Consider the following 19,198-nt stretch of genomic DNA (forward strand, 5'->3'; position numbering starts at 1 on the left):
TGTTGCGCGATCACGAACATGCCGTGACCAGACGGTAAAGGGCGGATCTTCTCGGTTAACTTACCTTTTCAACGTCTTTGCCGTCCGCAGCCGGGACGAAACCGACCAGACTCTTGCGATCGCGCGCCACGGGCCGGCGCGGCGCCGCCTCTCCTGTGCCGTCGAGGGCCGTCAGCCGGCGGCCTGCCGCGCCCCGCCCGGTCCAGGGGGCACCGCGATCCGGCCCCCGTGCCCCGCCCGGCAGGTTACGTGCGGCGGCCCGCGGCCGGCCGGTGGACCAGCAGGCGTACCGCGCGGGCGATCGCCTCGGGGGTCAGGTGGGCGTACCCCACCACCAGCCTGACCCGGCCGCCGTCGTCGCCCCCGCGGGACGGCCCCGCGAGGTAGTCCGACAGCGGCCGGACCGCGACGCCCGCCCGGGCCGCGGCAGCGAGGAAGCGCGGCTCGGGCCCGTAGCGGTCGGGAAGGCTGACGATCGCGTGCAGTCCGGCGGCGATGCCGCTGACCTCGGCGCCGGGCGCGTGCTCCGCCAGCGCGGCGACCAGCGCGTCCCTGCGCGCCCGGTACAGCCGCTGGCAGCGCCGCAGTTGGCGGTCGTACGCGCCGGAGGCGAGGAAGTCGGCGAGTACGGCCTGTTCGATGACGGAGTGCCCGAGGTCCATCGTCCGCTTGCGTTCCGCCGCCTCCGCGACGAGGTCCGGCGGCCCGACCAGCCACCCCAGCCGCAGGCCCGGCGCCAGGGACTTGCTCGCGGAGCCGGTGTAGACGACATGTCCTGGCGCGAGACCCTGGAGCGCGCCCACCGGCTGCCGGTCATAGCGGAAGTCGCCGTCGTAGTCGTCCTCGACGACCACACCGCCGCAGTCCCGCGCCCAGCCGGCGAGCGCGGCCCGCCGCGCGGCGGAGTAGGCCACGCCCGACGGGAACTGATGGCACGGCGTGACCACCGCGGACCGTACGCCGGTGGCGGCCAGCGCCGTCACGGACAGGCCCTCCGCGTCCACCGGGACCGGCACCGCGGTCAGGCCGGTCGCGGCGAGCAGCGCGGTGTGCTCGGGGCTGCCGGGGTCCTCGACGGCGGTCGCCCGCTGCCCGCGGGCGTGCAGCACCAGGCCGATGAGGGTGTGAGCCTGGGCCACCCCGGCGGTGACCATCACCTGGTCCGGGTCGGCGGCCACGCCCCGCCGCCTGCCGAGCAGCGCCGCGAGCGCCGCCCGCAGCTCCGGAAGGCCGCGCGGATCGGGGTAGCCGAAGGCGCGGTGGGGGAGCGAGGTCATCACCCGGCGGTGCGCCGCCGACCACGCGGCCCGCGGGAAGAGCGCCAGGTCGGGCAGGCCGGGACGCAGGTCGTCCGGCCCGCCGCGATCGTCGGCGGCGAATACGGCGGCGGGCCGCTGCCCGGCCTCCTGCCGCGTGTGGGCCACCCAGGTCCCCGCGCCCTGCCGGCTGGTCAGATAACCCTCGGCGGTGAGCTGCGCGTACGCGTCGGTGACCAGGCCCCGGGACACCCCGAGGTCGGCGGCCAGTTCCCGGCTCGACGGCAACTGCGTCCCGGCGCCGAGCCGCCCCGCCCGCACGGCCTCCCGCAACGCCCCCTGCAACGCCCGCCCTCGCCCCCGGCCGCCCCCACCCACCACCAGCACTTCCCACGCCGCCCCCCGCCATCCGCCACCGCTCTCCCCCCGCCACCCGCCGCCACCTTCCCTGACCTCGCCGCGAGTCGGCCCCACGTCCACGCGTACCGCGCCGCTGCGCGGTGACGCGGCGTCCGCTTCGGCGCGGGTGGGCGGCTGGGTTCCGGCGTTCCCGGGGCCGGGCGCGGGTGGGTCGTCGTGTGTGCCGGGTGTGTTGGCTGCGTTTGCGCCTGCCTGTGCGCGTTCGGCGTTGGTGTCCGGGTGGGCCTGGGTGGGCGGCTGGGCTGCCGGGTTGCCGGGGCTGGGCGGCCCGCTGCGGGCACCCGCGTCGGCGCCCGCGGGTCGCGGCGCGCCCGCCGGCGTCGTCTCGCCGTCGGCGCCCGGCGTCGCACTGGTCCTCTTGACTCCCATGAGATTGGACCTTAAACCGGACCACTCCCGCTCCCTAGCGTGGCCGCATGACGTCCTCCCACCGTGCCGGAATGCTGCTCGCCGCTCTCGCCTGCGTCCTCGTGGGCGCGTCCTTCACCGCGGGGGGCGCGCTGGTCGACTACCCGAATGCCGGCGGGCAGGCCGTGCGTTACGCCGCCGCCTGCGCGCTGCTGGCGTGGCCCGCGCTGCGGGGCGGGGCGGGGGCGCGGCTCGCGGCGCTGGGGGCGCGGCGGTGGGCGCTGGCGGCGGCGGTCGCCGGGGTCGGCATGGTCGGCTTCAACCTGTCGGTGCTCGCCGCCGAGCGCACCGCGCAACCCGCCGTGCCCGGCGTGCTCGTCGGCTGCGCGCCGGTCGTGGTGGCGGTGCTGGTGCCGCTCGCGGCGGGACGCCGGCCGACTCCGGCCGGTACGGCGGGCGCCGTGATGGTGGCGGCCGGCGCCTTCGTCGTTCAGGGCTGGGGCGGCACGGACGCGCCCGGGCTGCTCTGGTCGGTGATGGCACTCGGCGGCGAGGTCGGCTTCGCACTGCTCGCCGCGCCCCTGGTGGCCCCGCTCGGGCCGATGCTGCTGTCCGCGTGCGTGTGCGGACTGGCCGCCGTCGAGGCCGCCGTGCTCGCCGTGGCCCTGGACGGCCGGGCGGCGCTGCGCGTGCCGACCGGGCCGGAGACGGCCGCTCTCGGCTGGCAGGCGGTCGTGGCCACCGTCATCGGCTTCGTGTGCTGGTACGCCGGCATGCAGCGGCTCGGCGCGGAACGCGCCACGCTCTTCTCCGGCCTGATCCCGGTGTCGGCCGCGCTCACCGCGCCGCTCGTCGCGCTCGGCACCTTCGGTGCGGCCCAACTCACCGGCAGCGCACTGGTCGCCGCGGGCGTGGCGGTCGGCGCGAGCCGCCGCTCCGGCCGGGCGCGGCTGCGGGCCGGGCACGGCCCGCAGGCCGCCCCGCGCCCGGCAGGACCGGAGCCGGCGGCCGTCCGCCGGGGCTGAACGGACCCGCCCCGGCGGGCCGTTCCGAACGGCCCGGGGGGAATTGTCCGGGGGCGGGAACTCCGGCGGGATGGGAGGAGTTGTCTCAGTACGGGCCGGTGCGCGGCACCGGCCCGGCCAACTGCCCCGACCGGGCGCCCCCGTCCCGGTCGGGGCGCCGCAGCCGCGCCGCGCCCGCCTGTCCCTCCTCGGGCGGGCACGGCGCGGACGGACCCGCACGTGCACAGGCACGGACGGGCGTACGTACGCGGCGCGGCGGCGCGGACGTCCCTACTTCACGCCCAGCAGCTGCTGGAGCGGGTCGATGGCGAAGTAGGCCAGGAAGCACACCGACACGCCCCACACCAGCGGGTGGATGTCCCGTACCTTCCCGAGCGCCAGCTTGATGACGACGAAGGACAGGAAGCCCGCCCCGATGCCGTTGGTGATGCTGTAGGTGAAGGGCATCGCGGCGATGGTCAGGAAGGCCGGGATCGCGATGTCGTACTGCGTCCAGTCGATGTGCCGCACCTGCCCCATCAGCAGGAAGCCCACCGCGACCAGCGCCGGCGCTGCCGCCTGCGACGGCACGACCGCCGCGAGCGGCGACAGGAAGAGCGCCACCGCGAAGAGCGCCCCGGTCACGACGCTGGCAAGCCCGGTGCGCGCGCCCTCGCCGACGCCCGCCGCGGACTCGACGTAGGCGGTGTTGGAGGACGCGGAGGCCGCGCCGCCCGCGACGGCCGCGGCGCCGTCGATGAAGAGCACCCGGCCGATGTTCGGCACCCTGCCCTCGTCGTCCAGCAGCCCGGCCTCGCTGGAGATGCCGACGATCGTGCCCATGGCGTCGAAGAAGTCGGACAGCACGAGCGTGAAGACGAACAGCGACGCGGTCACCACCCCCGCCTCGGAGAAGCCGCCGAAGAGGCTGAAGTGGCCGATCAGCCCGAAGTCCGGGGTGGCGACGACGTCGTGCGGCATCTTGGGGGCGGTCAGCCCCCACGCGGCGGCCGGCAGGTCGGCGACCTTGTTGATGATGACCGCCACGATCGTCATCGTCACGATGCTGATCAGGATCGCGCCCTTGACCCGGCGCGCGACCAGCGCCACCGTCAGCAGCACCCCGAGGCAGAACACCAGCACCGGCCAGCCCGTGAGCGTGCCGGTGCCGCCGAGCTGGACCGGCACGGTGGTCTTGGCAGCGTCGGGGATACGGCTGGCGAAACCGGCGTCGATGAAGCCGATGAAGGCGATGAACAGCCCGATGCCGACGCTGATCGCCTGCTTGATCGGCAGCGGGACGGCGTTCATGATCGCCTCGCGCAGCCCGGTGGCGACCAGGACGCAGATGAGCAGGCCTTCGAGCACCACCAGGCCCATGGCGTCCGGCCAGCTCATCTTCGGCGCGAGCTGGAAGGCGACCACGGCGTTCAGCCCGAGCCCGGCCGCCACCGCGAGCGGCAGATTGCCGCCGACCCCCATGATCGCGGTCATCACCGCGGCCACCAGCGCGGTCGCGGTGACCAGTTGGGTGGTCGACAGGTGGTGCCCGAACTTGTCCGTCGCCCCGGACAGGATGATCGGGTTGAGCACGAGGATGTACGCCATCGTGAAGAAGGTGGCGAACCCTCCCCGTATCTCCCGTCCCGGCGTCGAACCGCGCTCCGATATACGGAAGTAGCGGTCCAGCGAGTTGCCTGGGGGCGGCGGTGCGGACACCGGCTTCTCGGTGTCCACGACGGGTCCTGGCATGGTGCTCCTTCGGGTGTGCGAACCGGTGCCGCTGCGGGGCCGTGTACGTGCTCCGCGGGCGGGGCACACGGATTGTCCTCGCATGCGGCCCCGGGCGGGTTTCCACGGCGTTACCTGCTATCACCGTCAGGTTTCGGGCATGCCCAGGTCAACACTCGCGTCCCGACCCGCCGCGGCGTCCCACGTGCCGGCACCCCGACTCCCCGCGCGCCTGCCCGACTTCGGCTGGACAGCGCCCCCGGCCTCCGGGTGGGATGGGCCGGTGAGCGACGACACACTGGCCGGGGCCGGGACGGATCCCGCCGACTTCGCGGCCGCCGAGGACTTCGAGCGGCACCGCCCGGTGCTGACCGGCGTCGCCTACCGCATGCTGGGCCGCTTCGCCGACGCCGAGGACGTGGTCCAGGAGGCGTGGCTGCGCTGGGCCGACACCGACCACGCCCGGGTGCGCGAACCGCGGGCCTTCCTGGTCCGCACCACCACCCGGCTGGCCATCGACCGGCTGCGGCACGTGCAGTCCCGCCGCGAGTCCTACATCGGCGCCTGGCTGCCGGAACCGCTGACCACCGACGGCGGCGCGGGGGCGGAGGCGCGCGTCCTGCACGCGGAGACGGTGTCGCTCGCGATGCTCGTCCTGCTCGAATCGCTCTCACCGCTGGAGCGCGCGGTCTTCGTGCTGCGCGAGGCCTTCGGCTACCGCTACGCCGAGATCACCGCGGTCCTCGACCGGGCGGAACCCGCGGTCCGGCAGCTGGCCGCGCGCGCCAGACGCCACATGGAGGCCCGCGAACAGCGCTTCGACGCCGATCCCGCGGTCGGCGCCGAGGTCACAGAACGCTTCCTGGCCGCCTGCGCCGGCGGCGACCTGGACGGTTTGCTGGCGCTGCTCGCCCCCGACGTCCGGCTGATCGGCGACGGCGGGGGAGCGCAGAAGGCGCCGCTGCGGATCCTGTCGACCGCGCCCGCCGTCGGCCGCTTCCTGCACGCCGTCTCCAGCGACGCCCCGCCCGCCATGGCCGTCGCCTTCCGCGAGGTCAACGGGGCGCCCGCGGTCGTCATCACCTCGTACGGCAGGCCGCACACCGTGATTTCGCTGGAGACCAGGGACGGCCGGATCGCCTGTGTCTACCTGCTGACCAACCCCGGCAAGCTCACCGGTATCAGATGACCCGGCGCGGACCGGCGGCGGGCGGCCTTACAGCCCGCCGGCGATCCGCAGCACCGCACCCGTGGTGTACGACGCCTCCGCCGACAGCAGCCAGGCCACCGCGCCGGCGATCTCCTCGGGCTGGCCCGGGCGCCGCATCGGCACCCGCTCGGGATTGCGCCAGGGCCGCTGCGGGTCGCCCATCGAGGCGTGGATGTCGGTGACGACCATCCCCGGCTGCACCGAGTTGACCCGCACCCCGTCGGGACCCAGCTCCTTGGACAGCCCCACGGTCAGCGCGTCCACCGCCGACTTGCTGGCCGCGTAGTGCACGTACTCGCCGGGGCTGCCCAGCGTGGCGCCGCCCGAGGAGATGTTCACGATCGCGCCGCCGTCGCCGCCGTAGCGGGTGGACATCTCAAGCGCCGCCCGTCTGGCGCACAGCAGAGCGCCCATCAGGTTGACGTCCACCACCCGGCGCATCACCTCGACCGGCGTCTCGGTGAAGCGGCCGAGCGGCCCGGTGATCCCGGCGTTGTTCACCAGCCCGGTGACCGGGCCCAGCTGCTCCTTGACGGCGTCGAAGAAGGCGTCGACCTGGACCGCGTCGCTGGTGTCGACCTGGAAGAGCAGGCACTCGCCGCCCTGCTCGCGGATCCGCCGGGCGACGTCCTCGGCCGCGTCCTTGGCGCGCTCGTAGCCGATGCCGACCCGGTGCCCTGCGCCGGCCAGCCGCAGCGACACCGCCGCACCGATCCCGCGGCTGCCGCCGGTGACCACCGTGACCTCGCCCATCAGCCATCCGCTCCTTCGTGCCGTGCCGCTGTCGCCGCCGCTGTACGCCGCGCCCCTCGATGATCACGAACGCTATCCCAGCACTCCGTCAACATCGCGTGAACGGCACACGTAACCGCTTCCTGTGGGCCTGTGCCGGTTCGAGGATTGGTCTTGACCAAGTTCGGCGCCCGGCTCTATCGTCCGTAGTAGTGCAAGGACCTTTAATAAAGACTGGTTAGGAAACAAGGCTGAACAAGCCTTGAGCTGATTGTGAGGACAGGGTGGGGACCACGCAGCTCGAATCGGTGCCTGAGCCGAAGTACTGGCACCTCAAGACCGTGCTGAACGACGCCCTCGACTCGGAGTTCGAGGTCGGTGAGATCCTGCCGAACGAGCGCGATCTCGCCGCCCGCTTCGGTGTCGCGCGTGCGACGCTCCGCCAGGCGCTGGAACAGCTGGAGCTGGAAGGCCGGCTCCAGCGCCGCCGCGGTGTCGGCACCACCGTGGCGCCGCCGCGGATGGGCGTGTCCGTCGGCCCCTCGGCCAACGCGTGGCCCGGTGCGGGCCCCGACGCCTGGGACACCGTCGGCTGCGTCGAGGCCGTCGCGCCCGCCGCGATAGCCGCCCTGCTCGGCACCGGTCCCGACCAGGCCGTGCACACCATCCGCAGGGCCCGCGTGATGCGCGGCCAGCCGGTCGCCGCCGAGCTGCTGTACGTACCGCCGGCGTCGGTGCCCGGGCTGTCCGCCGACCTGTCGCCCGCCGCGCACGCGCCCGCCGTCCTGCGCGAGCTGCACGCCCTGGAGCTGGAGGGCGAGGACCGGGCCGTGGAGCTGGGCTCGGCCCGCGCGGACGACGCCAAGCAGCTCGACCGGCTGCCGGGCGCGCCCGTCCTGGTCGTCACCTCGCGCTACTACGCCGGCGGGCGGGTTGCCGCCGCGTCGGTCTCCACCTACCGTGCCGACACCTGCCGGCTGACCTTCGGCGACGCGGGCGCCTTCGAGGTCACCCACCACCAGCAGGAGTCCCGCCGGGCCTCCTGACCCGGCACGCGCGCGCCAAAGGCCCGTCACCTTCCGGGGCGGGCCTTTCCCGTACCGTGGCTCAGCGGCGCGCCATCGACGTCTGCTCCACCGCGAAGAGCTGCTCCTCGACATGGTCCAGCGCCAGCCGCAGCGCGCCCGTGGCGATGGCCTCCTGGCCCAGCGCCGACAGCGTCACCGTCGGCGGCCGCAGGCAGTAGCGGGTCAGCTCGGCCCGCAGCGGTTCCAGGACCCCGTCGAGGCCCGCCGCCCAGCCGCCGATCACCACCAGTTCCGGGTCGATCGCCAGCACCAGCGCCGCCACGTCGTGCACCAGCCGGCCCAGGAACCGCTCGACCGCGTCCTTGGCCTGCGCGTCGCCCCGCTTGGCCAGCGCGAAGACCCGTTCGACGGCGGGCTCGTCCAGCGGGTGCAGCGGCTCGTCGGTGGTGGACAGCAGATGTTCCGGGGTGACGTCGCGGCCCAGCAGGTGCAGCGCGCCGATCTCGCCCGCGGCGCCCCCGAAGCCGCGGTGCAGCCGCCCGCCGATCAGCGAGCCGGCGCCGGGACTGAGCCCGGCCAGTACGAAGACCACGTCGTCCGTTCCGACGGCCACGCCCTTCCAGTGCTCGGCCACCGCGGCGACATTCGCGTCGTTCTCCACGAGAACCGGACATCGGAACGAGCGCTGCAAGCGCTCGCCGAGCGGCAGCCCGGTCCAGCCGGGCAGCGCCGTGCTCAGCCGGACCTCGCCGTGCGCCTCCACGATGCCGGGGCTGCCCACCCCGACCGCCCACAGGGTGCTGCGCGCCACCCCGGCCTTGCGCAGCAGCTCCGCGACGGTGCCGCGGACCCGGTCGAGCCGGTCGTCGGCGGACGCCGTCTCGTCGACGTCGCGGCCGTGCGAGCCCAGCAGCTGGCCGCTCAGGTCGGACAGCACCACCCGCACCTGGTGCGCGCCGATCTCGATGCCCAGCAGATGCCCCGCCTCCGCGTGGAAGCGGAACCGGCGGGCCGGCCTGCCCTGCTTGCGCGCGTCACCGGCCTCCGGGCCGACCTCCACCACCAGGTCGGACTCGGTCAGACCCTCGATGACGCCCTCGACGGTGGGCCGCGACAGGCCGGTGCTCTGGACCAGCTCGGTCAGGGTGGGGGTCTGCGCCCCGCGCAGGGCATCGAGGACGACCGCGGAGTTGATCCGCCTGAGCAGGGACGGGTCCCCGCCGGTGAGTCGCCCCACGTATGTCCTCCCAGACTGTGCCTGTGTGTGGCGGATCGTACCCGGCCGGGAGCCGCGCGGCGAGTGCGGTTCCGTTACGTTTGGGCACCGCCGTCACGGCCCCCGCCGCGCCGCCCCCGCGAGGACTTCTGACGTACCGTCAGCCGCTCTGCCGCGGCAGGCCGAACGCGGCGGACCGCAGCCTGCCGAATTCCTCGGCGAGCGCCGCGGGCGACCAGTGCGCGTTGAGCCCGCTGGGGCTGGGCAGGGCCCAGATCCTGGTCCGGCCGAGGGTTCGCTCCTGCGGGCCGACCTGCGCGTGCTTGTCCGCGAAGGCCACCCGGTAGGCGGTCACGCCGAGCACCGCGAGCCACGCCGGACGGTGTGCGGCGACCTTCGCGGCGAGCAGCCGGCCGCCCTCGACCAGTTCCTCGGTGCTCAGCTCGTCGGCCCGGGCGGTGGCCCGCGCGGCCACGTTGGTCACGCCGAGCCCCAGGCCCAGCAGTTGCTCCTGCTCGGCCGGCGCGAAGCGCCGCGGGGTGAAGCCCGCGGCGTGCAGCGCCGGCCAGAACCGGTTGCCCGGCCGGGCGAAGTGGTGGCCGGTACAGGCCGACATGAGTCCCGGGTTGATGCCGCAGAAGAGCACCCGCAGGCCGTCCGCCAGCAGATCGTCGAGCGTACGGTCGCGGGCCGCCGCCAGCTGGTCCGGCGTCAGAGGATCGCCCCTGGACGGTAGGCCGCCGCCTGCGGGTGCGCCTTGACGACGTCCTCGATCCGCCGCACCACCTCGGCGACCTGCCCGGCCGCAGCGCCGGTGAAGGACAGCCGGTCGGCCATCAGCGCGTCCAGCCCCGTACGGTCCAGCGGGATCCGCTCGTCGGCCGCGAGCCGGTCGAGCAGCTCGTTGCGCTCGGTGCCCTGCTCGCGCATCGCCAGCGCGGACGCCACCGCGTTCTCCTTGATCGCCTCATGGGCGATCTCCCGGCCGACGCCGGCGCGCACCGCGCCCATCAGCACCTTGGTGGTCGCCAGGAACGGCAGGTAGCGGTCCAGCTCGCGGGCGACGACCGCGGGGAAGGCACCGAATTCGTCCAGCACCGTCAGGAACGTCTCCAGCAGGCCGTCGAAGGCGAAGAAGGCGTCGGGAAGCGCGACCCTGCGCACCACCGAGCACGACACGTCGCCCTCGTTCCACTGGTCGCCGGCCAGCTCGCCGGTCATCGAGGCGTAGCCGCGCAGGATCACCATCAGCCCGTTGACCCGCTCGCACGAGCGGGTGTTCATCTTGTGCGGCATCGCGGACGAGCCGACCTGGCCGGGCTTGAAGCCCTCGGTGACCAGCTCGTGCCCGGCCATCAGCCGAATGGTCCTGGCCAGCGACGACGGGGCCGCGGCCAACTGCACCAGCGCGGTCACCACGTCGTAGTCCAGCGAGCGCGGGTAGACCTGGCCGACGGAGGTGAAGGCCCGCGAGAAGCCCAGGTGCGCGGCGATCCGCTGCTCCAGCTCCGCGAGCTTGCCGCTGTCGCCGCCCAGCAGGTCCAGCATGTCCTGCGCGGTGCCGACCGGGCCCTTGATGCCGCGCAGCGGATAGCGGCCGAGCAGGTCCTCGACCCGTTCGAAGGCCACCAGCAGCTCGTCGGCCGCCGTCGCGAAGCGCTTGCCCAGCGTGGTGGCCTGCGCCGCCACATTGTGCGAGCGGCCCGCCATCACCAGCTCCGCGTACTGCGCCGCCAGCTGCCCGAGGCGGGCCAGCACCGCGACGGTGCGGTCCCGCACATGGTCCAGCGACAGCCGGATCTGGAGCTGCTCGACGTTCTCGGTCAGATCGCGGGACGTCATGCCCTTGTGGATCTGCTCGTGCCCGGCGAGGGCGTTGAACTCCTCGATCCTGGCCTTCACATCGTGCCGGGTGACCTTCTCACGCTCCGCGATCGACCCCAGGTCGACCTGTTCGAGCACCCGCTCGTAGTCGGCGACGGCCTGCTCGGGCACCTCGATGCCGAGGTCCTTCTGCGCCCGCAGCACCGCGAGCCACAGCCGGCGTTCCAGCACCACCTTCTGCTCGGGGGACCACAGGGCGGCCAGCTCCGTGGAGGCATAGCGGCCGGCGAGGACGTTCGGGATACGCGGCTTTGCTGTCACGTGTGCAGATTCTACTGGTCGCGGCGGTGTCGCCGTCCCGGCCGGCCGCGCCCGGTCAGCCGCCCGGCCCGGACGGCACAGGACCCGGCTCGTACGGCTCGGGCAGCGGCTCCGGTACGTACGCCAGCAGCTCCGGGCGCTTGGCCGGGCGGCCGTCGCCGGAGGAGCGGCCGGTCAGCCGGCGGCCGATCCACGGCAGCAGGTGCCGGCCGGTGAAGCGCAGGTCGGCGGTGCGGCGGGCGGCCCAGCCGAGGCGTACCGCGGGCGGCAGGGCGAGCGTCCAGTCGGCCCGCGCGGGCAGGCCGAGCGCCTGCCAGACCGCCTCGGCGACCCGCTCGTGGCCCTCCGCGGTCAGGTGCAGCCGGTCGTCGGCCCACATCCGCTGGTCGCCCAGCACCTCGGCGCCGTAGAGGTCCACCACGACCGCGCCGTGCCGGGCGGCCAGGTCGTCGACGAAGGCGAACAGCTGCTCCATCCGCGGCAGGAACCGGGTGGCGACAGGACCGCGGCGGGCCGGGCTGCGCATCAGCACCAGCTGCCGGCAGGACGGCGCGAGCCGCGCGACCGCGCTCTCCAGGTGCCCGCACACCGCGTCCACGTCGCACCCGGGCCGCAGCACGTCGTTGAGCCCGCCGACCAGGGTGACCAGGTCCGCGCCCATGGCGGCGGCGGTGTCCACCTGGTCCTCGGCGATCTGCCGGATCAGCTTGCCGCGTACCGCGAGATTCGCGTACCGGAAGCCTCCGGCGTCCGCGGAGCGGGGCAGCGCGGCCAGCCGCGCCGCCAGCAGATCGGCCCACCCCCGGTAGCTGCCGTCGGGCAGCAGGTCCGACATGCCCTCGGTGAAGGAGTCGCCGACGGCGACAAAACTGGTGTATTCGACATCGTTCTCCATCGCACCCGGGATCCTATCGACAGCCCCGGCCCGGCCGCCCGGAGGAGCCCTGGCGGGCTATCCGACGAGGGTCTGGGTGCCGAGCACCGCCAGCAGCGCGAGCCGCTCGGCGTCCTCGGTGCCGGGCTCGGCCGTGTAGACCATGATCCGCAGATCGCTGCCGGCCACGCTGAGCAGGTCGCAGTCCAGCGTCAGGATGCCCACCCGCGGGTGGTCGATGGTCTTCCGGGCCGCGTCGTGCCGGTCCAGGACCCCGGATTCCCACAGCTCGGCGAAGCGGTCGCTGCCCGCGCGCAGCTCCGCGATCAGCCGGCGCAGCCGCTGGTCGGCCGGATACCGGTTCGCGGTCGCGCGCAGCCCGGCGACCTGGGCGGCCTCCAGCTTGCGCACCGACTGCGGTGTGTGGCGCACCCGGGTGCCCGAGCCGAGGAAGTTGCGCCACACCGCGTTGCGCTCCCTGCCGTGGTGCTCGCCCATCAGCGCCGTGTACATCGGGTTGGCGAGCAGCAGCGTCCAGCTCGCGTCGGAGACCGCGACGGGCGTCCCGGTCAGCCGGTCCAGCATCCGCTGGACGCTCGGCGGGATGTACGCGGGCACCGTGCCCTGCCCCGGCGGCACCAGCCCGGCGACGTGGAAGAGATGCTCGCGCTCGTCGGCCGACACCCGCAGCGCCCGGCCCAGGGCCTCCACGACCTGCTCCGACGGATTGGCCGCCCTGCCCTGTTCGAGACGGGTGACGTAGTCGACCGATATCCCGGCCAGCAGCGCCAGTTCCTCCCGGCGCAGCCCGGCCGCGCGCCGCCGCCCGCCCGTGGGCAGCCCCGCCGTCTCCGGGGACACCCGGTCCCGCCAGCGCCGCAGGGTGTGCCCGAACTCCGTGGTCGCCATGACACCACTGTGCACCCGCCGCGCGGACAACGTCCTGGTACTGGCAGTCCCAGGAAGACCGGACGCCTGGCAGCGCGGCGGGCGCCGCAGCACGGTGGAGGCATGACAACGACACTGATCACCGGAGCGAACAAGGGCCTCGGCTACGAGACCGCCCGCCGTCTCATCGCCGCGGGCCACACCGTCCACCTCGGCAGCCGCGACGCGGAACGCGGCCGGCTCGCCGCCGAGCGGCTGGGCGCACGGGCGGTCCAGCTCGACATCACCGACGACGCGTCCGTCGCGGCCGCGGTCGAGGCCGTCGAGGCGGACGGCGGCCTCGACGTACTGATCAACAACGCCGGCGTCCAGCACGAGATGACGAAGGACGGCGCCGTGACCGGCGCGGCGGACCTCACCGCGGACATCATGCGCGCCACGTTCGAGACGAACGTCTTCGGCACGGTACGCGTCACCCGCGCCTTCCTCCCGCTGCTCCAGCGGTCCGCGGCCCCCGTCGTGGTCAACGTCAGCAGCGCACTGGGCTCGCTGGCACGGGTCAGCGAGCCCGGAAGTCCGGCGTACGCCTACCCGGGGGTCGCCTACCCGGCGTCGAAGACCGCGGTCAACATGCTCACCGTGCAGTACGCGAAGGCGTTCCCCGCGCTGCGGATCAACGCGGTGGAGCCCGGCCACACCGCGACCGACCTGAACGGCAGCACCGGCCACCAGAGCGTCGAGGAGGGCGCTGAGATCATCGTCAGGATGGCGCAGCTGGGCCCCGAAGGCCCCACCGGCGGCTACTTCGCCGCCGACGGAGCCCTGCCCTGGTGACGCGGGCCCGGCCGGCGGGGATCACCGGCCGACGGCGTAGCCCTGCATGGCGCGGGGATCGGCGGCGCCGGACAGGATGCCGGTCTCCGGGTCACGGGCGACCGCGGACAGCCGGCCCTCGATCCAGGGGGCGATCAGCGTCACCTCGTGGCCGCGGCGGCGCAGTTCGGCCACCGCCGTCTCGCTGAGCCGGGACTCGGCGATGATGCTGGCGGGCTTCATGCCGCGCGGGTAGAAGGAGCTGGGGAAGGCGTCGGTGTGCCAGCCCGGCGCGTCGATCGCGCCCTGGAGGTCGTAGCCGCCGCGGACCCGGTCGCGAAGCGCCACCCCGAGGAAGAGGTTCAGCTGCCACTGGTCCTGCTGGTCGCCGCCGGGCGTGCCGAAGGCGAGCACCGGCTCGCCGCCCCGGAGCGCGAGCGACGGCGTCAGGGTGGTGCGCGGGCGGCGGCCCGGCGTCAGGGAATTGGGCAGGCCCTGCTCCAGCCAGGCCATCTGCAGCCTGGTGCCGAGGGCGAAGCCCAGCTCGGGAATCACCGGGTTGGACTGGAGCCAGCCGCCCGAGGGGGTGGCGCTGACCATGTTCCCCCAGCGGTCCACGACATCGAGGTGGCAGGTGTCGCCGCGGGTGGCGCCGTTGCGGCCGACGGTGGGCTCGTAGGCGCCCACCGCCTGTCCGTTCGGCACGGTCGCCTCGGTGCGGCCGGCCAGGCCCGGAAGCCGCGGGGTGCGCCCGCCGGGGCTGCCGGGCCGCAGCTCCCGGGAGGCCTCGGGGCCGACGAGGGCGCGGCGGCCCTCGTTGTAGGTGTCCGAGAGCAGGTCCTTGAGGGGTACGTCGGCCGCGTCCCCGTACCACGCCTCGCGGTCGGCCATGGCGAGCTTGGTGCCCTCCACGAGGGTGTGCACGTACTCCGGGGTGCCGTACTCCAGGTCGTCCGGCAGCAGGGCCAGCTGCTGGAGGAAGGCCGGCCCCTGCGACCACGGCCCCACCTTGCAGACGGTCCAGCCGTTCCACTCGTACGTGACCGGGTCCTCGTACGTCGCCTCCCAGCCGGCGATGTCGTCGGCGGTCAGGGTGCTGGCGTGCCGTTCCCCGGAGGTGTCCATCGCGGGGCGGGCGGCCTGCGCGGCCATGGCCTCGGCGATGAAGCCCTCACTCCACACCTTGCGGGCGGCCTCGATCTGCGCCTCGCGGCCGGGACCCGCCGCCTCGGCCTCGGCCAGCAGCCGGCGCCAGGTGGCCGCGAGCGGGCGGTTGGTGAACAGCGGGCCGCCGGACTGCCCCAGGTACAGCTCGGCGGAGCTGGTCCACTCGGTGGTGAACAGCTCCTGCACGGACGCGATCGTCTGGGCGATCCCCTCCACCGGCGGGTGGCCGTTCTCGGCATAGCCGATCGCGTACGTCAGCACCTGCGCGAGGGACTTGGTGCCGTGGTCGCGCAGCAGCAGCATCCAGGCGTCGAACGCCCCGGGCACGGCCGCGGCGAGCGGCCCGGTGCCGGGCACCAGGTCGAGGCCGAGCGAGGTGTAGTGCGCGGCGGTCGCGCCGGCGGGCGCGCCGCCCTGGCCGCACAGCACCCGCACCCGGCCGCCCGCCGGGGCGAGCAGGATCGGCACCTCGCCGCCCGGGCCGTTCAGGTGCGGCTCCACCACATGGAGCACGAACCCGGCCGCGACGGCCGCATCGAAGGCGTTCCCGCCGTCCTCCAGGACGGCCATGGCGGACTGCGAGGCCAGCCAGTGGGAGGAGGCGGCCATGCCGAAAGTGCCCTGGAGGGTGGGCCTCGTGGTGAACATCCCTGCACTCTAAAGCGAAGTGCCGTGCTTCGAAGGCCAGTTGGCGGACAAACGCCCGGGGCGGCCGGGGCGGCTCCGCACCGGGCGGCTAACCGTCCCGGCCCGGCCCCACGAGGTCCTTGAGCACGTCCTCCATCGTGACCAGGCCGACCCCGCGGCCTTCCTCGTCCACCACCGCCGCCAGATGGGCGCTGGCGGCCCGCATCGCGGTCAGGACGTCGTCCAGCGGGGTCGCGGCGCCGACCCGGGTGATGCGGCGCAGCGCCGAGCGGGGGAAGGCGGCCTCCCGGGGCTCGGCGTCCAGCGCGTCCTTCACATGGAGGTAGCCCAGCACCCGCCCGTCGCCGTCCGCGACAGGGAACCGCGAGAAGCCGGAGCGCGCCGCCAGCGCCTCAAGGCCGTCGGGAGTGATGCCCAGCGGGGCGCGCACGACCCGGTCGGCCGGCCTGACGATCTCACCGACCGGCCGCCGGCCCAGCACCAGCGCGTCCCGCAGCCGCTCGGCGGCCCGCTCGTCGAGCAGCCCCGCGGCCCCCGCGTCCACCACCATCCGGGACAGCTCGTCGTCGGAGAAGACCGCGGGCACCTCCGAGCGCGGCTCCACCCGCAGCAGCCGCAGCAGCCCGTTCGCCAGCGCGTTGATCCCGAAGATCACCGGCCGCAGCGCCCGGGTGAAGGCCACCAGCGGCGGCCCGAGCAGCAGCGCGGAGCGCACCGGGTCGGCCAGCGCGATGTTCTTCGGCACCATCTCGCCGAACAGCATGTGCAGATACGTCGCCACCGCCAGCGCCACCACGAAGGCGATCGCGTGGATCGCGCCCTCCGGCAGGCCCACCGCGTGCAGCACCGGCTCCAGCACATGCGCGATGGCCGGCTCCGCGACGATGCCGAGCACCAGGGTGCACGCGGTGACCCCGAGCTGGGCGGCGGCCAGCAGCGGCGCCAGGTGCTCCAGGCCCCACAGCACCCGGCCCGCCCGCCGGCCGCCCGCCTCGGCGCCCGACTCCACCTGGCCGCGCCGCACCGAGATCATCGCGAATTCGGCGCCGACGAAGAAGGCGTTCACCACCACGGTGAGCAACCCGACCAGCAACTGGACCACGGTCATACGTACGGCTCCCGCCGCCCGGGCGACGGAGACACCAGCCGCACCCGGGCCGCCCGGTGCCCCGAGGCGTCGCCGACCTCGATCAGCCAGCCCGCGAGCCGCACGGTGTCGCCGCGCACCGGGATCCGGCCGAGCCGCTGCGCGATCAGCCCCGCCAGCGTCTCGTACGGCCCGTCGGGCGCCTGGAGGCCGATCCGGCGCAGCTGGTCCTCGGTACGGGTGGCGCCGTCCGCCTCGTAGATCCGCCGGCCGTCCGCTTCCGCGCGGACGAAGAGCAGATCGGGCAGCTGCTGCGGGTCGTGCTCGTCGGTGACCTCGCCGACCACCTCCTCGACGATGTCCTCCAGGGTGGCGACGCCGGCCGTACCGCCGTATTCGTCGATGACCACCGCCATCGACCGGGACTCCGACAGCCGGTCGAGCAGCCGGTCCACCGCCAGCGTCTCGGGCACCAGCAGCGCGTCCCTGAGCAGTTCCGTCACCGGGGTGCGGGCCCGGCGCGCCGCGGGCACCGCCAGGACGTCCTTGATGTGCACCGTGCCGATCACCGCGTCGAGGGTGCCGCGGTAGACGGGGAAGCGCGAAAGACCGGTGGCCCGGGTGGCGTTCGCGACGTCCGCCGCGCTCGCCAGCGCTTCGAGCGCGGTGACCTGGACCCGGGGCGTCATCACGTTCTCCGCGGTGAGGTCGGCCAGGCTCAGCGTGCGGACGAACAGCTCGGCGGTGTCCGGCTCCAGGGCGCCGGCCCGCGCGGAGTGCCGGGCCAGCGCTTTCAGCTCCTGGGGGCCGCGGGCCGACGCCAGCTCCTCGGCCGGTTCCAGGCCGATGCGCCGCAGCACCCGGTTCGCGGTGTTGTTCAGATGGTGGATCAGCGGCCCGAAGGCCGCGGTGAAGGCGCTCTGCGGCGCCGCGACGGCCTTGACGACCGGCAGCGGCCGGGCGATCGCCCAGTTCTTCGGCACCAGCTCGCCGACCACCATCAGCACCACCGTGGACAGCGCCGTCCCCAGCACCAGGGCCAGCGACGACACCGCCGAGGACGGCACCCCGGCCGAGCGCAGCGGGCCGCGCAGCAGCTCGGCGATCGACCCGCGGGACAGCATGCCGATGACCAGACCGGTCACGGTGATGCCCAGCTGCGCCCCCGACAGCTGCACCGTCAGCGACCGCACCCCGGACAGTGCCGCTGCGGCCCCGCGCTCACCGCGCTGCGCGGCCCGCTCCAGCTCACCGCGGTCGATCGTGGTCAGCGAGAATTCCGCCGCGACGAAGACACCGCAGGCGAGACTGAGGAGCAGGGCCACGAGCAGGAGCAGCGCTTCGGTCATCGGACACCTCGGTCCCATGATCGGCCAGCCGCCGCCCGCCCGCACCCAGGACGCCGCAACAGGGCGGCGGGCGCGTGCCGGTCAGGCGCCGCGCAGCGGCTTCGTCCAGCGCCGCCACTGCGGCTCCGGGGCGTAACCCGCGGCCCGCCAGGCGTGCTGCGCGCGCTCGTTGCGCTCCAGCACCATCGCGTCGCCCCGGCGTCCGCCCAGCGCCGCGAACCGCTCCTCCGCCGCGTCCAGCAGCGCCCGCGCGACCCCCTGGCGGCGGGCGCCGGGGTGCACGGCCAGCCGGTAGAGGTGGCACCGCCAGCCGTCGAAGCCGGCGATCACCGTGCCCACCAGCGTGCCGTCCCGCTCGGCGAGCAGCAGCGCGCCCGGGTCGGTGCCGACCAGCCGGCCGTACCCGGCCTCGTCGTCGCTGATGCTGGCGCCCTCGGCGGCCACCCGCCAGAAGGCCAGGACACCGGCGGCGTCGGCGGGACCCGCGGCCCTGATCAGGAGAGTGCTCATGCCCGCCACCCCACCACCTGCCCACCGCCCCCGGCCCGTAATTCCGCGATACGAGATGGCAACAAGCACCGCCCTTGCCGCTACTAGCGCATCGGCGCTAGCTTGGAAGCATGGCGAAGACCCAGTTGAACGTGCGGGTGGACGAAGCCACCGCGGAGACCGCGCGGGAACGCGCCTCGCAGCGCGGCATCAGCGTGAACCGCTACATCGAGGAACTGGTCCAGCGCGACGAGGGCGAGAACGGCCGGGCCTTCGTCCAGGCAGCGGCCGACTTCATGAAGCAGTACGAGGAGGTCTTCGCGGAGGAGTTCGGCTCCCGGGAGGAAACCCGCGGCGAAGGCACCCGTTGAGCCTGCGTATCGACCTCGCGTGGCTGCTCATGGTCGCCGAGCACAACACCCCGGGCGACCCCCAGGTCACCGACTGGGGCGCGCTCGTGGCCGCGGTCGGCAGGCACGACGCCGAGATCTTCGGGCTGCCCGTCTACCCCGACGACCACACCCGCGCCGCCGCCCTGCTCCAGCTGCTGCTGCACGTCCCCGCCCTTGAGCGCTCCAACGCGCTGTTCGCCACCGCCGTCGCCTACGCCTACCTGGTGGCCGGCGGCCTGCGCATCACCACCACGCCGGACAAGGTCCGCGACCTGGCCCGGCTGGTCAAGGACGGCTCGGTGGGCGTCCAGCGCATCGCCGACGAGCTGCGGACCTGGACCGTCGCCGTCTGACCCGCCGTCCGGCGTTCGGCCGCCGCCCGTTACGGCGTCCGACCCGCC

Annotated in this window: 18 protein-coding genes; 6 read left to right on the forward strand and 12 right to left on the reverse strand. The window is 74.3% G+C overall.

What is annotated here, in order from left to right; translation table 11 throughout:
- Positions 1–245: 245 nt before the first annotated feature.
- Positions 246–1,643, reverse strand: a complete 1,398-nt coding sequence (gene pdxR, locus OHA86_RS34655) for a MocR-like pyridoxine biosynthesis transcription factor PdxR (protein WP_329182671.1) — start codon at positions 1,641–1,643, stop codon at positions 246–248.
- Between the two features lie 449 nt (positions 1,644–2,092).
- On the opposite strand from pdxR, the gene OHA86_RS34660 reads away from it, so the two are divergent.
- Positions 2,093–3,049, forward strand: coding sequence for a DMT family transporter (locus tag OHA86_RS34660; RefSeq protein ID WP_329181761.1), 957 nt, complete (start codon positions 2,093–2,095; stop codon positions 3,047–3,049).
- A 270-nt stretch (positions 3,050–3,319) separates the two neighbouring features.
- On the opposite strand, the gene OHA86_RS34665 is transcribed toward OHA86_RS34660, so the two are convergent.
- Complete coding sequence (locus OHA86_RS34665; RefSeq protein WP_329181763.1) at positions 3,320–4,780, reverse strand: NCS2 family permease; 1,461 nt, start codon at positions 4,778–4,780, stop codon at positions 3,320–3,322.
- Between the two features lie 277 nt (positions 4,781–5,057).
- Here OHA86_RS34665 and sigJ point away from each other — a divergent pair, with 277 nt between their 5' ends.
- Complete coding sequence (gene sigJ, locus OHA86_RS34670; RefSeq protein ID WP_443072041.1) at positions 5,058–5,948, forward strand: RNA polymerase sigma factor SigJ; 891 nt, start codon at positions 5,058–5,060, stop codon at positions 5,946–5,948.
- A gap of 27 nt (positions 5,949–5,975) precedes the next feature.
- Here sigJ and OHA86_RS34675 read toward each other — a convergent pair whose 3' ends face one another.
- Entirely contained in the window at positions 5,976–6,722 is a 747-nt protein-coding gene (locus tag OHA86_RS34675) for an SDR family oxidoreductase (RefSeq protein WP_329181767.1), read from the reverse strand.
- Between the two features lie 263 nt (positions 6,723–6,985).
- Between OHA86_RS34675 and OHA86_RS34680 the strand changes: the two genes are divergently transcribed.
- Positions 6,986–7,747, forward strand: coding sequence for a GntR family transcriptional regulator (locus OHA86_RS34680; RefSeq protein ID WP_329181768.1), 762 nt, complete (start codon positions 6,986–6,988; stop codon positions 7,745–7,747).
- Between the two features lie 61 nt (positions 7,748–7,808).
- On the opposite strand, the gene OHA86_RS34685 is transcribed toward OHA86_RS34680, so the two are convergent.
- From OHA86_RS34685 to OHA86_RS34705, 5 genes are all read right to left on the reverse strand, one after another.
- Entirely contained in the window at positions 7,809–8,966 is a 1,158-nt protein-coding gene (locus OHA86_RS34685; protein ID WP_329181770.1) for an ROK family protein, read from the reverse strand.
- A 139-nt stretch (positions 8,967–9,105) separates the two neighbouring features.
- Positions 9,106–9,660, reverse strand: a complete 555-nt coding sequence (gene mug / locus OHA86_RS34690) for a G/U mismatch-specific DNA glycosylase (RefSeq protein WP_329182672.1) — start codon at positions 9,658–9,660, stop codon at positions 9,106–9,108.
- Positions 9,657–11,090: an adenylosuccinate lyase gene (purB, locus tag OHA86_RS34695; protein ID WP_329181772.1), complete on the reverse strand. Its 1,434-nt coding sequence runs from the start codon at positions 11,088–11,090 to the stop codon at positions 9,657–9,659. Before purB ends, mug begins: the two co-directional genes overlap by 4 nt.
- Positions 11,091–11,145: 55 nt before the next feature.
- Positions 11,146–11,985, reverse strand: coding sequence for an SGNH/GDSL hydrolase family protein (locus OHA86_RS34700; RefSeq protein WP_329181774.1), 840 nt, complete (start codon positions 11,983–11,985; stop codon positions 11,146–11,148).
- A 57-nt stretch (positions 11,986–12,042) separates the two neighbouring features.
- Positions 12,043–12,873 (reverse strand): helix-turn-helix transcriptional regulator, encoded by an 831-nt coding sequence (locus OHA86_RS34705; protein ID WP_329181775.1) that lies wholly within the window; start codon positions 12,871–12,873, stop codon positions 12,043–12,045.
- 102 nt (positions 12,874–12,975) lie between these two features.
- Between OHA86_RS34705 and OHA86_RS34710 the strand changes: the two genes are divergently transcribed.
- Positions 12,976–13,686 (forward strand): SDR family NAD(P)-dependent oxidoreductase, encoded by a 711-nt coding sequence (locus OHA86_RS34710; protein ID WP_329181777.1) that lies wholly within the window; start codon positions 12,976–12,978, stop codon positions 13,684–13,686.
- A gap of 21 nt (positions 13,687–13,707) precedes the next feature.
- Here the strand turns inward: OHA86_RS34710 and OHA86_RS34715 are convergent, their stop codons facing one another.
- From OHA86_RS34715 to OHA86_RS34730, 4 genes are all read right to left on the reverse strand, one after another.
- On the reverse strand, positions 13,708–15,480 hold the full coding sequence (locus OHA86_RS34715; RefSeq protein WP_329181779.1) for a gamma-glutamyltransferase family protein: 1,773 nt from the start codon (positions 15,478–15,480) through the stop codon (positions 13,708–13,710).
- 88 nt (positions 15,481–15,568) lie between these two features.
- On the reverse strand, positions 15,569–16,588 hold the full coding sequence (locus OHA86_RS34720) for a hemolysin family protein (RefSeq protein ID WP_329181781.1): 1,020 nt from the start codon (positions 16,586–16,588) through the stop codon (positions 15,569–15,571).
- Positions 16,585–17,916 carry a hemolysin family protein gene (locus tag OHA86_RS34725; protein ID WP_329181783.1) on the reverse strand — a complete coding sequence of 444 codons (1,332 nt, stop codon included), beginning with the start codon at positions 17,914–17,916 and terminating at the stop codon, positions 16,585–16,587. Before OHA86_RS34725 ends, OHA86_RS34720 begins: the two co-directional genes overlap by 4 nt.
- A gap of 81 nt (positions 17,917–17,997) precedes the next feature.
- Positions 17,998–18,426 carry a GNAT family N-acetyltransferase gene (locus OHA86_RS34730; RefSeq protein WP_329181785.1) on the reverse strand — a complete coding sequence of 143 codons (429 nt, stop codon included), beginning with the start codon at positions 18,424–18,426 and terminating at the stop codon, positions 17,998–18,000.
- Between the two features lie 110 nt (positions 18,427–18,536).
- Between OHA86_RS34730 and OHA86_RS34735 the strand changes: the two genes are divergently transcribed.
- Both OHA86_RS34735 and OHA86_RS34740 read left to right on the forward strand, forming a co-directional pair.
- Positions 18,537–18,776, forward strand: a complete 240-nt coding sequence (locus OHA86_RS34735) for an antitoxin (protein ID WP_329181787.1) — start codon at positions 18,537–18,539, stop codon at positions 18,774–18,776.
- On the forward strand, positions 18,773–19,150 hold the full coding sequence (locus OHA86_RS34740) for a fic family toxin-antitoxin system, toxin component (protein ID WP_329181790.1): 378 nt from the start codon (positions 18,773–18,775) through the stop codon (positions 19,148–19,150). Before OHA86_RS34735 ends, OHA86_RS34740 begins: the two co-directional genes overlap by 4 nt.
- The last annotated feature ends 48 nt before the right edge of the window (positions 19,151–19,198 follow it).

It is taken from the genome of Streptomyces sp. NBC_01477, assembly GCF_036227245.1.
GTDB lineage: Bacteria > Actinomycetota > Actinomycetes > Streptomycetales > Streptomycetaceae > Actinacidiphila.

What these genes read in the sequence shown, in the direction of transcription:
- OHA86_RS34720 (WP_329181781.1), bottom strand. Translation starts at nt 16,588, where the DNA reads ATGACCGTGGTCCAGTTGCTGGTCGGGTTGCTCACCGTGGTGGTGAAC.
- OHA86_RS34675 (WP_329181767.1), bottom strand. Translation starts at nt 6,722, where the DNA reads ATGGGCGAGGTCACGGTGGTCACCGGCGGCAGCCGCGGGATCGGTGCG.
- OHA86_RS34710 (WP_329181777.1), top strand. Translation starts at nt 12,976, where the DNA reads ATGACAACGACACTGATCACCGGAGCGAACAAGGGCCTCGGCTACGAG.
- OHA86_RS34715 (WP_329181779.1), bottom strand. Translation starts at nt 15,480, where the DNA reads ATGTTCACCACGAGGCCCACCCTCCAGGGCACTTTCGGCATGGCCGCC.
- OHA86_RS34705 (WP_329181775.1), bottom strand. Translation starts at nt 12,873, where the DNA reads ATGGCGACCACGGAGTTCGGGCACACCCTGCGGCGCTGGCGGGACCGG.
- OHA86_RS34725 (WP_329181783.1), bottom strand. Translation starts at nt 17,916, where the DNA reads ATGACCGAAGCGCTGCTCCTGCTCGTGGCCCTGCTCCTCAGTCTCGCC.
- OHA86_RS34700 (WP_329181774.1), bottom strand. Translation starts at nt 11,985, where the DNA reads ATGGAGAACGATGTCGAATACACCAGTTTTGTCGCCGTCGGCGACTCC.
- OHA86_RS34660 (WP_329181761.1), top strand. Translation starts at nt 2,093, where the DNA reads ATGACGTCCTCCCACCGTGCCGGAATGCTGCTCGCCGCTCTCGCCTGC.
- OHA86_RS34735 (WP_329181787.1), top strand. Translation starts at nt 18,537, where the DNA reads ATGGCGAAGACCCAGTTGAACGTGCGGGTGGACGAAGCCACCGCGGAG.
- OHA86_RS34665 (WP_329181763.1), bottom strand. Translation starts at nt 4,780, where the DNA reads ATGCCAGGACCCGTCGTGGACACCGAGAAGCCGGTGTCCGCACCGCCG.
- OHA86_RS34730 (WP_329181785.1), bottom strand. Translation starts at nt 18,426, where the DNA reads ATGAGCACTCTCCTGATCAGGGCCGCGGGTCCCGCCGACGCCGCCGGT.